This window comes from Variovorax sp. P5_A3 (genome assembly GCF_056400665.1).
Genome location: NZ_JBFUKW010000008.1, coordinates 112,179 through 126,557 on the forward strand (window position 1 = coordinate 112,179; position 14,379 = coordinate 126,557).

Consider the following 14,379-nt stretch of genomic DNA (forward strand, 5'->3'; position numbering starts at 1 on the left):
AGGGCGCCATTTTTTTCGCCGTGATAGAACGAGGCCCCACTCCCTCCGCCACGCATGAATCGCAATCTCTGGCTGCTCACCATCTGCCAAGGCCTGTTCCTGACGAACAACGTCACCTTCATGGCGATCAACGGCCTGGTCGGTCTTGCGCTGGCGCCGGGCGGCTGGATGGCGACACTGCCGGTGATGGGCTATGTGGTGGGCGGTGCGCTGGCCACCAGCCTGGTTGCACGCGCGCAGAGGCGCTTCGGTCGTCGGCGCTCGTTCCAGATCGGGATCGCCGTGGCTCTGGGATCGGCGCTGCTGTGCGCACAGGCTGCGATCTGGAAGGACTTCTGGCTGCTTTGCTTCGCGACGGTGGTGGCGGGCTACTACAACGCGAATGCCAGCCTCTATCGCTTTGCCGCGGCCGAACTCGCTGCGCCCGACTGGCGTGAGAAGGCGGTCTCGCTCGTGATGGCCGGCGGTTTGATCGGAGCGGTCGCAGGTCCCAACCTGGCCGCCGTTACGCGCACCTGGTTCGCGGTGCCTTTCGCGGGCGCCTACCTGGCATTGGCGGCGGTCGCGCTGTTGTCGATGGTGATGATGCAGTTCATCGACTTTCCTGCGCCGCCACCCAGGACGTCGGCGACAGGCGGCCGCTCCCTCGGCGAGATCGCGCGCCAGCCGGTATTCATCGTCGCAGCCGTGTCTGGAGCGCTCGGATTCGGCGTGATGAACCTGCTCATGGCAGCGACGCCGATTGCGATGCAGGTCTGCAGCCTGCCTTTCAACGACATCGCATTCGTCCTCGAATGGCATGTCATCGGTATGTTCGCGCCGGGCTTCTTCACCGGGCACCTGATACGTCGCGTGGGCGTGCTGCCGGTGATGGGCGCGGGCCTGGCGCTCAACCTTGGCTGCATTGCCGTGGCACTCTCTGGCGTCGACCTGCATCAGTTCCTGGTCGCGCTGTTCATGCTGGGCGTCGGCTGGAACTTCCTGTTCACGGGCAGCACGACGCTCTCGCTGTCGGCCTACACGGCCGAAGAGAGGGACCGGGCCCAGGGCGCGCTCAACTTCTGCGTTTTCGCGACGCTCGCGGTGAGTTCGTTCGCATCGGGCGTGCTGGTGACGACACAGGGCTGGCGTCTGCTGAACCTGGGCTCGCTGGTGCCGGTGGTGCTGACGGGCATTGCGCTGCTGTGGCTCGCGCGCCGCCAGCGCTCTGCGCCCGCCGCGGCAGCCTAAACCGCAGGAAAGCGCTCGACCATCCAACGCTGGAGCGTGTCGAATACCGAGGTGGGGTCGAGTTCGTTGAAGATCTCGTGATAGTGCGCCGGAAAGCAGGTGGTACTGACGATCGACGCGGGCGCCGCGGCCGCGAAGTCGCGGCTTCCGGCGGGGCTCACCAGGCGATCGTCACCGGCGTAGATCAGCAGCGTGGGCACATGCCAAGTGGAAGCCGCTGACTGGACGACGGCACCTTCGTCAGCGAGAAATCGGGCCAGCCGCGCGCCGATGCGGTCGTGGCACAGCGGATCGCTACGATACGCCGGAGCGACGGCGGGGTCGTGCGAGAGGTATTGGACGTCGAGGCCGTTGCCCACGCGCAAGTCCGGCGCCAGGCGTGAAAGCGTTGCGACGAGAAAGCGCTGGAATGCACTGAGTCCAGCGTCCAGCGCCGGTGACGACAGCACCAATGCATCGACGGGGCGCACATTGCGGGCCACGAAGCTCGCGGCGACGAGGCCGCCGAGGCTGTGTCCGAGCAACACAAGCGGCAAGCCCGGAAGGGCGGCTCGCGTGTCATCGACGACGAGCGCGAGATCGTCGACCAGTCGATTCGAAGTGGGCAGGCCGCCACGTGCACCGCTCGATGCGCCGTGCCCATGATGGTCTGCCGCGCGCGCTGCGAATCCCCAACCATTGAGTCGTTCGGCGACGCGCGCATGACGCCGGGCGTGTTCGCCAAGGCCGTGGACAAGGACCACGGCCGCTCTGGCACGGCCGGATTCCACGGGCCAGTCGTACAGCGCCAGCGTCTCGCCGCCGGGCGCCTGCAGCGTCTTTGGCGTCTTCAAGCCGCGACGGCGCGGGCGACCGGCAGGGCGGCGATGACCTCGGCCACGGCAGCCGTCAGCTTCTTTGCATAGGGCACGTGGAGGAACTCGTTGGGCCCGTGGGCATTGCTCTTCGGCCCCAGTACGCCGCAGACCATCATCTGGGCCTTCGGGAAGCCGACGCTGAGCATGTTCATCAGCGGAATCGTGCCGCCTTGCCCGATGTACCCGCAATCCGCGCCGAAGTGCGCACGCGAAGCGGCATTGAGCGCCGTCTCGAACCATGGCGCGGTGTCGGGCGCATTCCATCCGGTGGCCCCACCGCCGCCTTCGAAGGTGACCTTCGCCTGGTAGGGCGCGTTGTCCTCGAGCAGCGTCTTGAGTTGCTGCACGGCCTGATCGGCGTCGACCAGCGGAGGCAGGCGCAGGGAGAGCTTGAATGCGGTGTAGGGGCGCAGCACATTGCCCGCATCCTTCAGGGCGGGGAATCCCTCGGCTCCGGTGACCGAGAGCGTCGGCTTCCATGTGCGGTTGAGCAGGGCCTCGACGGGATCGGTGGTGGTCGGCAGCGCAAAGGTCGAGGAGCCGCCGCAATCGAAGTGCGCCCACGGAAAGCGCTTGTAGACCTCTTCGCCGAGGATGGCTGCCGTCGCCTTGGCCTGCGCCAGTCTTTCGGCGGGCACGGCGCAATGGAAGCTCTCGGGCAGGAGGCGGCCGGTCTTGCTGTCCTCGAGGCGGTCGAGCACCTGCCGCATGATGCGGAAGCTCGAGGGCACGAGGCCGGAGGCGTCGCCGGAGTGCACGCCCTCGGTGAGGATCTCGACCTTGAGCGTGCCGCTGGCCATGCCGCGCAGGGAGGTGGTGAGCCACAGCTGGTCGTAGTTGCCTGCGCCGGAATCCAGGCAGATGACGAGCGATACATCACCGAGGCGCGGGCGCAATGCGTCGACGTAGGGCAGCAGGTCGTAGGAGCCGGACTCTTCGCAGGTCTCGATCAGCCCGACGATGCGCGGATGCGCTGCGTCCTGTGCCTTGAGCGCTTGCAGTGCGGCGACGCTGGCATAGATGGCGTAGCCGTCGTCGGCGCCGCCGCGTCCATAGAGCAGGCCGTTTTCGTACTTGGGCGTCCAGGGGCCCAGGTCGTTGCGCCAGCCTGTGAACTCAGGCTGCTTGTCGAGGTGGCCGTACATCAGCACGGTTTCCTTCATGTCGGTGCCAGTGGCGGGCACTTCGAAGAAGAGCACGGGCGTGCGGCCTTCGAGCCGCACGATTTCCAGCTTGAGACCTTCGACCTTTTGGGCCTCGACCCAGGTAGCCGCATTGCGCAGCACGGTTTCAAGATAGCCGTGCTGCGCCCATTCCTTGTCGAAGCCGGGCGACTTGGCCGGGATGGCGATGTAGTCGGTGAGTTGCTTGACGATGTCGTTGTCCCACTTGGACGACACGTCGGACAGCGCACGCCCGGCGTCGAGCAGGCGGCCGGGCATTTCGCGGTGGAGGGGGGCGTTCATGAAGTTCTCCGCGGGGTTGGGGGAACGATGTTAGTGCGTATGGCCGGATCGTGCGCGGGGTGGCATGCGACCGGAGGATGCGATAAAAGGCATGCTTCGCCAATGCCGCCGAGGGACGCCATGACTGCGCACACCGAAGTTTCCAGCCCGATCGCGCTCGCGCAAGAAGGCATACGAGTTGGTATTGGCGGATGGACCTACGAGCCGTGGCGCAACAACTTCTTTCCGGCCGGCCTGCCTCATGCGCAGGAGTTGAGCTATGCAAGCCGGCAACTCACCGCCATTGAGGTGAACGGCACCTACTACAGCACTTTCAAGCCGACGACGTTCAAGAAGTGGCATGACGATACGCCCGACGGCTTCATGTTCTCTCTGAAGGCTTCGCGGTTCTCGACCAATCGAAAGCTGCTCGCGACGGCGGGCGATTCGATCAAGCGCTTTGTCGACAGCGGCATCGGGGAGCTCGACACCAAGCTGGGCCCGATCGTCTGGCAGTTCATGCCGACGAAGGTGTTCGATCCCGAGGATCTTGCGGGCTTTCTCGAACTGCTGCCGAGAAAAGAAGGCAGCCGCGCACTGCGGCACGTGCTGGACGTGCGGCATGAGAGTTTCCGTACGGCCGATTACCTGGCGCTTGCCCGCAAGCACGGCGTGGCCACGGTCTTCACTGACTCGGACAAGTTTCCATCGTTCGCGGATCTGACCGGCGACTTTGTCTATGCACGGCTCATGAACAGCGATGCGAAGTTCGAGAACGGCTACGCACCCAAGGCACTCGACGCGTGGGCAGAGGCCGCGAAGACGTGGGCGCGGGGCGGCACGCCCGCGTCACTGCCGCATGTCGAAGACGGCAAGGCGCAATCAACGACGGCGCGCGATGTCTTCATCTACTTCATCAATGGCGCAAAAGAAAAGGCACCGGCGGCTGCCGGTGCCTTGATCAAGAGACTGGGCTGAGCCGGAGTCAGGCTGCTGCTTGCAGGGTCGCTGCGGGCTTGCTGCCGGCAGGGGCCGCGCCGAAGCTGATCTCGCCGGAAAGCTGTCCGCCTTCCTCGACCACGATCTTGCCGTAGCGGATCTTGCCGGTGACCTTGCCGGTGGAATGGATCACGAGCTTTTCGCGCACCGTCAGGTTGCCGTCGAACAGGCCGCGGATTTCAGCGATGTCGATCTCCGCAGATCCCTTGAAGGCGCCTTGTTCGGCGATTTGCATCACGCGCGAATCCATGGTCGCTTCCACCAGGCCTTCGACAACCAGCGTGTCGCAATCCGTGATCTCGACGCCCTTGAGCTTGATGTTCGGGCCGACGGTGAGCTTGCTGCCGCCTTCCTTCGCCACGCTCGGAACGTTCGCCACGGCATTGGCAGCCTGGGTCGTGAGCGTGGAAGGGCTGACCGGCGTGCCGGAAAGATTGGTGCCGGAACCCATCAACGGCGCGGGGCGGGAGGTGAGATTTTCGGCATCGCGATCACGCTTGCCGAAGAAGGGGGACTGTGTGGCCAATGGGTAGCTCCTCGAAATCGCCTATCGTAAGAACGCCTCCACGCACCACGGCACTTCATTGCGAAAGAAGCGTAACTGAATAAATCGCGATTTCCATTTACTGGGAACTTTGGTGTTCTTGTTTCGAGGCATCGGCTTCGGTGTCGAGTCCGTCACTCCCACATCCAGACGGCGCGCCCTTGCGCAGCATCGTCGATCCGTGCAATGAAGCCGGCGGCCGTCGGTTCCGGCAGTGTGAAGGAGAAATGCACGAGACTGTCATGCCGTACCTCGTTGAGGGTGGCACCGACCGCAGTGATCTCGCGGCGGAGTGTTCCTTCGAACGCATACGGCACGGCGCAATGCAGCAAACGCTGCTGCACCAGGGGCTCCAGCGTGGCGCCGGCAAGCGCTTGCGCGATGCTGTCGGTGTACGCGCGAACGAGTCCGCCCGCTCCCAGCTTGGTGCCCCCGAAATAGCGCACGACGGTGGCCAGCACGCTTTCGAGATCGTGATGGCGAAGGACTTCGAGCATGGGACGTCCGGCCGTGCCGCCGGGCTCGCCGTCGTCGTTGGCGGCGGAGTGCCCGCCCGCCATGAGGGCCCAGCAGACGTGCGCAGCGCCAGGATGTTCGCTGCGCAGGGCATCGACCACAGCCTGCGCCGCAGCGCGATCGACCACCGGCTGCACGCACCCGATGAAGCGGCTCTTCTTGACGATCAGCTCGCTGTGAAGCGGCGCGGCGAGAGTGAACGGCATGGTGTGAGGCGCGGCCGCCGCCGATGGCTACCTATCGCGCTCGAACTTGAAGACAGCCGTGCTCGCGCGCGCGTTCGGCAACCAACGCACTTCGCTGCCGTCTTGAAGGCCGAAGGCATCGAGCACGCGAAGGCGATTCTTGCGCGCCAGCACTTCGAAGTCCTTGAAGGTTCCGACGCGGATGTTGGGTGTGTCGTACCACTGGTAGGGCAGGCGTCGCGTCACGGGCATGCGGCCGCGCGCGATGCTGATGCGATTGGGCCAATGCGCGAAGTTGGGGAAGGCGACGATGCCGATGCGCCCGACGCGCGCGGTTTCGCGCAGCATCACCTCGGCATTGCGCAGGTGCTGCAGCGTGTCGATCTGCAGCACGACGTCGAAGGACGCGTCGTCGAACATTGCGAGGCCTTCGTCGAGGTTGAGCTGGATCACGTCGACGCCTCGACGGACGCACTGCAGCACGTTGCCGTCGGCGATCTCGATGCCGTAGCCGGTGCAGCCTCGCTCTCGCTGCAGCAGATCGAGCAGTGCGCCGTCGCCGCAACCGAGGTCGAGCACGCGTGAACCCTCCGGCACGAGCCGCGCAATGAGTTGCTGGGTGTCCTGATCGCTCATGCCAGCGAGACTCCGGCGGAGGGCTTTGACACCGACGCATCCGGTGCTTCGGTGATGCGGTCGAAATAAGAGCGCACCACGCTCATGTAGCGCACGTCGTCGAGCAGGAACGCATCGTGTCCGTGCGGTGCATCGATTTCCGCGTAGCTCACGTTGCGGCTGTTGTCCAGCAGGGCCTTGACGATCTCGCGGCTGCGTGCCGGCGAGAAGCGCCAGTCCGTGGTGAAGCTCACGAGCAGGAACTTGGCCTTCGCGCGTGCCAACGCCGTGCGAAGGTCGCCGCCGTGCTCGCGCGCGGGGTCGAAATAGTCGAGTGCACGTGTGATGAGCAGGTAGGTGTTGGCGTCGAAATACTCGCTGAACTTGTCGCCGTTGTAGCGCAGGTAACTCTCGATCTGGAACTCGACTTCCTGTGTCGAATAGAGGAAGTCCGTGTTGTCCGCCGCGCCCTCGACCGCGGTGCGCAGTGCACGGCCGAACTTCTCGTTCATCAGGTCGTCGCTCTGGTAAGTGATGTGGCCGATCATGCGGGCGATCCGCAGGCCCCGCTTGGGGATCACGCCATGCTCGTAGAAATGGCCTCCGTTGAAGTCGGGGTCCGTCACGATCGCGCGGCGTGCGACTTCATTGAATGCGATGTTCTGGGCCGTGAGGCTGGGCGCGCTGGCGACCACTACGGCGTGCTGCACGCGATCAGGATATTGCAGGGTCCAGGACAGTGCCTGCATGCCGCCGAGGCTGCCGCCCATCACGGCCGCGAGTCTTCGGATGCCGAGGGCGTCGAGCAGGGCAGCTTGCGCATTGACCCAGTCCTCGACTGTCACCACGGGAAAGTCGGCGCCGTACGCACGGCCTGTGGAGGGGTTGATGTGCATCGGGCCCGTCGAGCCGAAACACGAGCCGAGGTTGTTGATGCCGATGACGAAGAACCGATCGGTGTCCACGGGCTTGCCCGGGCCGATCATGTTGTCCCACCAGCCCTCCGATTTCTCCTGCCCCGCGTACACGCCGGCGACGTGGTGCGAGGCATTCAGCGCATGGCAGACCAGCACCGCGTTGCTGCGCTCCTCATTGAGTTCGCCGTAGGTCTCGAACGCGAGCGTGTAGTCGCTGATCGAAGCGCCGCTGGTGAGGGCCAGCGGACCGGCGAAATGCATCGATTGCGGAGTGACGACGAACGACATGAATGAAAAGACCCGGCCTCGCCAAAAACGAGCCGGGTCCGGCATCCGTCTTTAGCTGCATTTGTTAAGCGCCCGCAAGCTGGAGCAAATCGGCGCGTCGGGGAAGTATATGCCGGTCAACCCCAGCCGATCAACGCGACCACGCCGAGGACCATGAAGATCGCGGCGGAGATGCCGTGTACCAACTTGATGGGGACACGCTTCACGATGCGTTCGCCGAGCCATACCACCGGCGCGTTGGCCAGCATCATGCCGAGCGTGGTGCCGAGGACGACCCATGCATAGGCGTCGACGTAGCGGGCGGCGAGCATCACGGTGGCGATCTGTGTCTTGTCGCCCATCTCCGCGAGAAAGAATGCGATGACGGTGGTGCCAAACACGCCGAAGCGCGATGACTTGGGCAACTCATCGTCGTCGAGCTTGTCTGGAATCAGCATCCAGAGCGCCATTGCGATGAATGAGCCCCCAAGGATCCATCGCAGGACGACGGGGCCGAGGAAATGGGTCACCCAGTTGCCGACGGCGCCCGCGAGCGCGTGGTTCAGGACCGTGGCAGCAAAGATGCCCAGGACGATGGGCCAGGGCTTGCGAAATCGCGCCGCGAGCACGAGAGAAAGCAGTTGGGTCTTGTCACCCATTTCGGCGAGCGCGACCACGCCGGTTGCAACGAAAAATGCTTCCATGAAAAAGGGATTTCCTACGGCCGAAGGACGCAATTGACCGCACGACACCTTCGGCCGAATCCCGAAGTCGCGCGGTCAAAGGTCTCGCCAGGCTGGACACTGTCTGCGCCATGTCTTGCACGGGGCAAGACAAGTCTGTTGACGCAAACCCTTCTCACGATGGAAGGCGGCTACTCCCCAATGACTCCCGGATTGTAAGGCGTCGGCGAGCGCGTTTGTAAGCGTGCGCCAACTCCAACAATTTTTCGGGGGCGGCGGGGGAGGGGGCAAATTCCTACTTGCAGTTGACGTATTTCACCCATAATGCACGAGCCTTCCTCCAAATTCTGGAGGTGGGGATTCGGTGATCGGACAGTTTCGCGCAACTCGGCGGATTTTTCCTTTGGGTGGTGCTCTCGGGACTCCATCGCTTTTCTTGATGTGTTTATAGGAGTCCCTTGATGGGCAACAAACTGTACGTCGGTAACCTGCCTTACTCGGTACGTGACGGTGATCTCGAGCAGGCCTTCGGGCAATTCGGTGCCGTGACGAGCGCCAAGGTCATGATGGAGCGCGACACAGGTCGCTCCAAGGGCTTTGGCTTCGTTGAAATGGGTAGCGATGCGGAAGCACAAGCAGCCATCAATGGCATGAACGGCCAGCCCTTGGGCGGCCGCAGCGTGGTCGTGAATGAAGCTCGCCCGATGGAAGCGCGTCCCCCGCGCAGCGGTGGCGGCGGCTACGGCGGCGGCGGTGGATACGGTGGTGGCGGCGGTGGATATGGCGGCGGAGGCGGCGGCTACGGTGGTGGCGGCGGCGGTCGAAGCGGCGGCGGCGGTGGCTACGGTGGTGGTGGTCGCAGCGGCGGCGGCGGTGGCGACGGCGGTTTTCGCAGCCCCTATGGTGCGGGCCCACGTGGCGGCGGCGGCGGTGGTCGCGGCGGCTATGGCGGCGGCAATGGCGGCAACAGCGGCTATTGAACTTTCACGCGAATCAAACGCAAGAGAAGAGGCTCCTTTGGGAGCCTTTTTTCATGGTCCGGCGCAGGCGGTGCCGACTTGAATCACTCTCCGGCCCGCTTCTTTCGCCCTCGGCCTTTGACTGCTCGGTCGAATACGGCGTTGGGGAGCAAGCGCATGATCTTCGCAACGACGCCCATCTGCCAGGGGATCACGCGATAGCTCGTGCCCGCGTCGATGGCTCGAAACGCCTGGGTTGCGAATTCGTCAGGCGTCATCATGAAGGGCATGCTGTAGCGATTGCCTTGAGTCAAGGGTGTGTCGACATAGCCCGGGCTGATCGTCACGACCTGGATGCCGCTCCGGGCCAGCTCGCCCCGCAGGCTCTCGCAGTAGGCGACAACGCCGGCCTTGCTCGCGCAGTACGCCCCATGACCTGGGAGGCCGCGGATCGCCGCAACGCTTCCGATGCCGACGAGCCGGCCACTCCCCCGCGCCTGCATGGCGCCGATGAAAGGGTGGAAGGTGGCCGCGAGTCCGATGTTGTTCGTCGCGAAGGTATGCGCCAGCACGTCGAGGTCCCCGCGTTCGGCGGTGTCCATCCCGACGCTGATACCGGCGTTGGCGATGACCACATCGGGCACACCCTGACTCTCGATACAGCTTGCACCGGCGGCCACGATGCTGTCGATCACGGCGACATCGGCGCCGTAGACCCGGTAGCGTGCGGGATCGAGTTGCCGATTGGCCGCCCACGCCTCGATCTCCGCCGTACGACGCGCAGCAAGCGCGAGCGCGTAGCCTGCAACGTAGAAGCGCATTGCGAGCGCCTGGCCAATGCCACTCGAGGCACCCGTGATGAAAACGAGGGGCCTGGCGGGCGTTCGTTCTTGAAGGATGTCGTTGGTCAGCGCTTTGCTCCCGGCGCGATAGGGCGCGGCATGAGCACGCCATGGACGCGTCCCTTGAGATCGGCGACGCCCGTGATGCTGTCGTAGTCCAGCGAATCGGCGGTGAACTGGTCGGTTCCGCGTATCAGCGTGACTGGCTTGTGGGACTTGACGCGCTCGCTGTCCAGGAATGCATGCAGGAAGTCGCCGCGAAACTCCAATCGCGGTGCCACCTTGCCGTTGGCGGCCGACGCAGCATCACGAATGATCACGGCGTTTCCGAAAAGCTGGATTTCGGTTCCATCGCCGTTGGACAGGCCGCGGTTTGCGGAACCGTGGGTAACAAGGCCTTGGTCGGAAATGGCGCGCCATCGCACATCGTCGACTTCGAGCGTATCGGTATCCGGGTAGTGACGACCTTCCTTGCCGAACATTTCGCTGCGCAACTCGCCATTCGGGAGGAAATTCTTGACCACGAAGCCGCGCATGAAGAAATCGGGTTCGTGCGTCGGTGCTTCCACGGGCGCCGGTGCCGTGAGCTTGGGCGCGCTGCGCACCAGCCAGTAGGTGCCCAGGGCGAGCGCCGCGGTGAGGATGAGTGGAAGGTAGATTGTTGCGCGATCAATACCGATGCGCAGCAGGCGCCAGGCCGACTTCATGCGGGCAGGCCCCGCGCACCGTCCAGCAACCGGCGGTAGTGACCGCCGGCTGTCAGCAACAGGTCGCAGAACTCGCGTGCGGCACCGTCGCCACCCCGAGCAGCCGTCACATGCTGTGCGATGGCACGGACCTCGGTGTGAGCGTTGGCAGGTGCAGCGGCGAAGGCCACGCGCGACAGCACCGGGAGGTCGGGCCAATCGTCTCCGATGGCGGCGGCCTGCGTCCACTTGAGGCCCAGCAGTGCGAGCATGGCCTCGGCCGCCGGCAGCTTGTCCTCGGTGCCGTAGCGCACATGTTCGATCCCGAGCGCCGTGAGCCGTACGCGCAGCGGCTTTGAATCGCGTCCGGTGATGACCGCTGGGGTGATGCCCGCCATGCGAAGCAGCTTGAGTCCGTAGCCGTCCAGGATGCTGAAGCGCTTGAGCGTTTCGCCGTGCTCGCTGAAATAGACACCGCCATCGGTCAACACGCCGTCGACGTCGAAGAACGCGACCCGGACGTCCTGTGCGGCTAGCAAGGTCTCCGCCTTGAATTCGATGGGCATCAAATGACCTTCGCGCGCATCAGGTCGTTGATGGTGAGCGCGCCGATGAGGACACCGGAAGCATCAACCACCAGCACGCTCGTGATGCGGTGCTGCTCCATCAACTCGGCGGCTTCGGCCGCGAGCGCCTCGGCGCGCAATGTGCGCGGACCGACGTGCATCACGTCGCCTGCGGTCAGGGCCCGCAGGTCGGCGCCTGTCTCGACCTGCCGGCGCAGGTCGCCGTCCGTGAAGATGCCGATGGCCCGACCGGCCGGATCGACCACGGCGGTGGCGCCCAATCCTTTTGCGCTCATCTCGCGCATCAGTTCGCTCAGGCTCGCGGCGGGTCCGACGCGCGGCACGGCATCGCCAGAGCGCATGACGTCACCGACGTGCGTCAGGAGCTTGCGTCCCAGCGCGCCGCCGGGGTGCGAACGCGCGAAGTCTTCGGTGCCGAATCCGCGTGCATCGAGCAAGGCGACAGCAAGCGCGTCGCCGAGGGCCATCTGCGCCGTCGTGCTGGCAGTCGGCGCAAGATTGAGAGGACAGGCTTCCTTCTCGACGCCGCTGTCGAGGACGATGTCCGCATGGCGCGCCAGCGTGGAATCGGCGCCGCCGGTCATGGCAATCAGGGGCACGCCCTGGCGCTTGACGACCGGCAGGATGACGGTGAGTTCCTCGACCTCGCCGCTGTTGGAGATCGCAAGCACGAGATCGACCGCCTTGATCATGCCGAGGTCGCCATGGCTGGCTTCGGCCGGATGCACGAACATGGCCGGCGTGCCGGTCGATGCGAGCGTGGCGGCGATCTTGCGGCCTACGTGACCGCTCTTGCCCATGCCCATGACGACGACGCGTCCGCGCACATCGAGGATCTTGCGAACTGCCTCCACGAAGCTCGGCCCGACGCGCTGCTTGAGGCCGAGCACGGCTGCTGCTTCGATATCGAAGGTGATACGCGCCCGCGCGAGCATTGCGGCGGGTTCGGCCGTCGGGGCCTGGTCGGGGCGGGAACTCATCGACGGATTTTATCGGGCAGGGCCGGCCGACACACATGGGGCGGGAGCGACGGGGAACATTCAGTAGCATCGGGCCATGTCGTCACTCGATCTCACGTTGATGTACCTGCTTGCTGCGGTGATCGGCGTGGTGATCTGCCGGTTCTTCAAGTTGCCGCCCATGCTGGGCTATCTGTCGGCCGGCGTGCTGATCGGACCGCACGCGTTTGCGCTGGCCCAGAACTCCGAGGGCATCCAGCATCTGGGCGAATTCGGCGTCGTCTTCCTGATGTTCGTGATCGGCCTGGAGTTCAGCTTGCCCAAGCTGCGCACCATGCGCAAGCACGTGTTCGGGCTGGGGCTCCTGCAGGTAATGCTGACGATCTCGATCGCGACCGGCGGTGCATTGCTGATCTCTTCCTGGCTGCCGGCCGGCTGGCGTTTGGGGTGGCAGACGGCATTCGTGCTGTCCGGCGCGCTCACCATGAGCAGCACCGCGATCGTCGTGAAATTGATGGCCGAGCGCCTGGAACTCGACAGCGAGCACGGCAAGCGCGTGATGGGCGTGCTGCTGTTCCAGGACCTCGCGGTGGTGCCATTGCTGGTGCTGATCCCGGCACTTGGCGCGCCGCCGGAAGCCTTGCTGAAGGCACTGGGTGTCGCGCTTCTGAAGGCCACGTTCCTGATTGCGGTCCTGCTCTATGGCGGACCCCGGGTGATGCGCTGGTGGCTGACGCTGGTCGCGCGCCGCCGCAGCGAGGAGCTCTTCATGCTCAACCTGCTGCTGGTCACGCTCGGCCTGGCGTGGCTGACCGAGCTTGCCGGCCTGAGCCTGGCGCTCGGCGCCTTCGTTGCCGGCATGCTGGTCTCGGAGACCGAGTTCAAGCACCAGGTCGAAACCGACATCCGGCCCTTCCACGACGTCCTGCTCGGGCTCTTCTTCATTACGATCGGTATGTCGCTGGATTGGCACATCGTCTTCGAGCGCTGGGCCCTTGTCGCGGTGCTGCTGCTGTTGCCCCTCGCATTCAAGCTGATGTTGGTGACCGTGCTGGCCCGCCTGCTCGGCGCAACGATGGGCGTCTCGCTGCGCACGGGCCTCTACCTCGCGCAGGCCGGCGAGTTCGGCTTTGTCCTGCTGAACTTGGCCCAGGGGAAGAATCTTCTGCCGCAATGGCTGCTGAATCCGGTGCTGGCCTCGATGGTGCTGTCGATGCTCTCAACGCCTTTCATCATCATGTACAGCAACCGCATCGTGCGAAAGCTGGTGGCAAGCGACTGGCTCCAGCAGTCGCTGCAGATGACGACGATCGCGAGAAAGACGATCAACACCGCGAAGCACGTGATCATCTGCGGCTATGGGCGCTGCGGGCAGAACCTGGCCCGCGTGCTGGAACGCGAAGGCATTCCCTACCTGGCGCTGGACCTGGATCCGGACCGCGTCCGCCAAGCCACGGCGGCCGGCGATTCGGTGGTCTTCGGCGACGCCGCACGTCTGCAGGCGCTGATGGCCTCCGGCCTGGCGCGCGCCAGCGCGGTCGTAGTGACGTACCAGGACGTGCCGGGCGCACTCAAGGTGCTGGCCAACACCCGCGCGCACGCGCCGCAGGTGCCCGTCATCGTGCGCACGCAGGACGATCGCGATCTCGAGAAACTTCAGGCCGCCGGCGCGACGGAAGTGGTGCCTGAGGCGATCGAGGGTTCGCTGATGCTGGCCAGCCACGCCTTGGCGCTTGTCGGCGTGCCGATGCGGCGCGTGATCCGGGTGGTGCAGGACCAGCGGGACGCTCGCTACAACCTGCTGCGCGGCTACTTCCACGGCGCCGACGACGACAACGCTGACGAACTCGACCACGAGCGCCTCAATACATTCACGCTGTCTGGCGGCGCGCGCGCGATCGGTCAGCCGCTGGCCCGGCTGGCGCTCCAGGCCCTGGGTGTGCGCGTCGCAAGCCTGCGTCGGCGCGATGGCAAGGCCGCAGACGCCACCGACGACACGGTGCTAGCGGACGGCGATACGCTGGTGCTGTCCGGCAAGCCCGGCGCGCTGGCCATGGCGATCGACAAGCTTCAGAAGGGCTGAGCGGG

15 protein-coding genes and 1 riboswitch are annotated in these 14,379 nt (G+C 65.0%); of the genes, 4 read left to right on the forward strand and 11 right to left on the reverse strand.

Going from position 1 to position 14,379, the window contains the following annotated elements:
• Window positions 1-54: 54 nt before the first annotated feature.
• Window positions 55-1,230 carry an MFS transporter gene (locus AC1D3B_RS14085; protein ID WP_478191288.1) on the forward strand — a complete coding sequence of 392 codons (1,176 nt, stop codon included), beginning with the start codon at window positions 55-57 and terminating at the stop codon, window positions 1,228-1,230.
• On the opposite strand, the gene AC1D3B_RS14090 is transcribed toward AC1D3B_RS14085, so the two are convergent.
• Together AC1D3B_RS14090 and AC1D3B_RS14095 are read right to left on the reverse strand one after the other, a co-directional pair.
• Complete coding sequence (locus AC1D3B_RS14090; protein ID WP_478191289.1) at window positions 1,227-2,063, reverse strand: lysophospholipase; 837 nt, start codon at window positions 2,061-2,063, stop codon at window positions 1,227-1,229. The genes AC1D3B_RS14085 and AC1D3B_RS14090 overlap by 4 nt on opposite strands.
• Window positions 2,060-3,553, reverse strand: a complete 1,494-nt coding sequence (locus AC1D3B_RS14095; RefSeq protein WP_478191290.1) for a M20 family metallopeptidase — start codon at window positions 3,551-3,553, stop codon at window positions 2,060-2,062. Before AC1D3B_RS14095 ends, AC1D3B_RS14090 begins: the two co-directional genes overlap by 4 nt.
• Before the next feature lie 120 nt (window positions 3,554-3,673).
• Between AC1D3B_RS14095 and AC1D3B_RS14100 the strand changes: the two genes are divergently transcribed.
• Window positions 3,674-4,510 (forward strand): DUF72 domain-containing protein, encoded by an 837-nt coding sequence (locus AC1D3B_RS14100; protein WP_478191291.1) that lies wholly within the window; start codon window positions 3,674-3,676, stop codon window positions 4,508-4,510.
• A 7-nt stretch (window positions 4,511-4,517) separates the two neighbouring features.
• On the opposite strand, the gene AC1D3B_RS14105 is transcribed toward AC1D3B_RS14100, so the two are convergent.
• The 5 genes from AC1D3B_RS14105 to AC1D3B_RS14125 all read right to left on the reverse strand — a co-directional run bounded on the left by AC1D3B_RS14105 (window position 4,518) and on the right by AC1D3B_RS14125 (window position 8,279).
• Complete coding sequence (locus tag AC1D3B_RS14105; RefSeq protein WP_478191292.1) at window positions 4,518-5,057, reverse strand: bactofilin family protein; 540 nt, start codon at window positions 5,055-5,057, stop codon at window positions 4,518-4,520.
• A gap of 152 nt (window positions 5,058-5,209) precedes the next feature.
• Window positions 5,210-5,797, reverse strand: a complete 588-nt coding sequence (locus AC1D3B_RS14110) for an IMPACT family protein (protein ID WP_478191293.1) — start codon at window positions 5,795-5,797, stop codon at window positions 5,210-5,212.
• A 27-nt stretch (window positions 5,798-5,824) separates the two neighbouring features.
• Entirely contained in the window at window positions 5,825-6,412 is a 588-nt protein-coding gene (gene metW, locus AC1D3B_RS14115) for a methionine biosynthesis protein MetW (protein WP_478191294.1), read from the reverse strand.
• Complete coding sequence (metX, locus tag AC1D3B_RS14120; protein WP_478191295.1) at window positions 6,409-7,596, reverse strand: homoserine O-succinyltransferase MetX; 1,188 nt, start codon at window positions 7,594-7,596, stop codon at window positions 6,409-6,411. The genes metW and metX overlap by 4 nt, the downstream gene beginning before the upstream one ends.
• 116 nt (window positions 7,597-7,712) lie before the next feature.
• Window positions 7,713-8,279 carry a TMEM165/GDT1 family protein gene (locus AC1D3B_RS14125; protein WP_478191296.1) on the reverse strand — a complete coding sequence of 189 codons (567 nt, stop codon included), beginning with the start codon at window positions 8,277-8,279 and terminating at the stop codon, window positions 7,713-7,715.
• 8 nt (window positions 8,280-8,287) lie between these two features.
• Window positions 8,288-8,470, reverse strand: a riboswitch (yybP-ykoY riboswitch).
• A 249-nt stretch (window positions 8,471-8,719) separates the two neighbouring features.
• Between AC1D3B_RS14125 and AC1D3B_RS14130 the strand changes: the two genes are divergently transcribed.
• Window positions 8,720-9,238: an RNA recognition motif domain-containing protein gene (locus AC1D3B_RS14130; protein ID WP_478191297.1), complete on the forward strand. Its 519-nt coding sequence runs from the start codon at window positions 8,720-8,722 to the stop codon at window positions 9,236-9,238.
• Window positions 9,239-9,321: 83 nt separating this feature from the next.
• Here the strand turns inward: AC1D3B_RS14130 and AC1D3B_RS14135 are convergent, their stop codons facing one another.
• The 4 genes from AC1D3B_RS14135 to AC1D3B_RS14150 are packed head-to-tail and all read right to left on the reverse strand — an operon-like array spanning window position 9,322 to window position 12,312.
• The gene (locus AC1D3B_RS14135) at window positions 9,322-10,116 is read right to left on the reverse strand and encodes an SDR family oxidoreductase (RefSeq protein WP_478191594.1); all 795 of its coding nucleotides are present in this window, start codon (window positions 10,114-10,116) and stop codon (window positions 9,322-9,324) included.
• Between the two features lie 8 nt (window positions 10,117-10,124).
• Window positions 10,125-10,766, reverse strand: a complete 642-nt coding sequence (gene lptC, locus AC1D3B_RS14140) for an LPS export ABC transporter periplasmic protein LptC (RefSeq protein WP_478191298.1) — start codon at window positions 10,764-10,766, stop codon at window positions 10,125-10,127.
• Window positions 10,763-11,311 (reverse strand): KdsC family phosphatase, encoded by a 549-nt coding sequence (locus tag AC1D3B_RS14145; protein ID WP_478191299.1) that lies wholly within the window; start codon window positions 11,309-11,311, stop codon window positions 10,763-10,765. Before AC1D3B_RS14145 ends, lptC begins: the two co-directional genes overlap by 4 nt.
• Window positions 11,311-12,312, reverse strand: a complete 1,002-nt coding sequence (locus tag AC1D3B_RS14150; protein WP_478191300.1) for a KpsF/GutQ family sugar-phosphate isomerase — start codon at window positions 12,310-12,312, stop codon at window positions 11,311-11,313. The genes AC1D3B_RS14145 and AC1D3B_RS14150 overlap by 1 nt, the downstream gene beginning before the upstream one ends.
• Window positions 12,313-12,388: 76 nt before the next feature.
• Between AC1D3B_RS14150 and AC1D3B_RS14155 the strand changes: the two genes are divergently transcribed.
• Window positions 12,389-14,374 carry a monovalent cation:proton antiporter family protein gene (locus AC1D3B_RS14155; RefSeq protein ID WP_478191301.1) on the forward strand — a complete coding sequence of 662 codons (1,986 nt, stop codon included), beginning with the start codon at window positions 12,389-12,391 and terminating at the stop codon, window positions 14,372-14,374.
• Window positions 14,375-14,379: the final 5 nt, after the last annotated feature.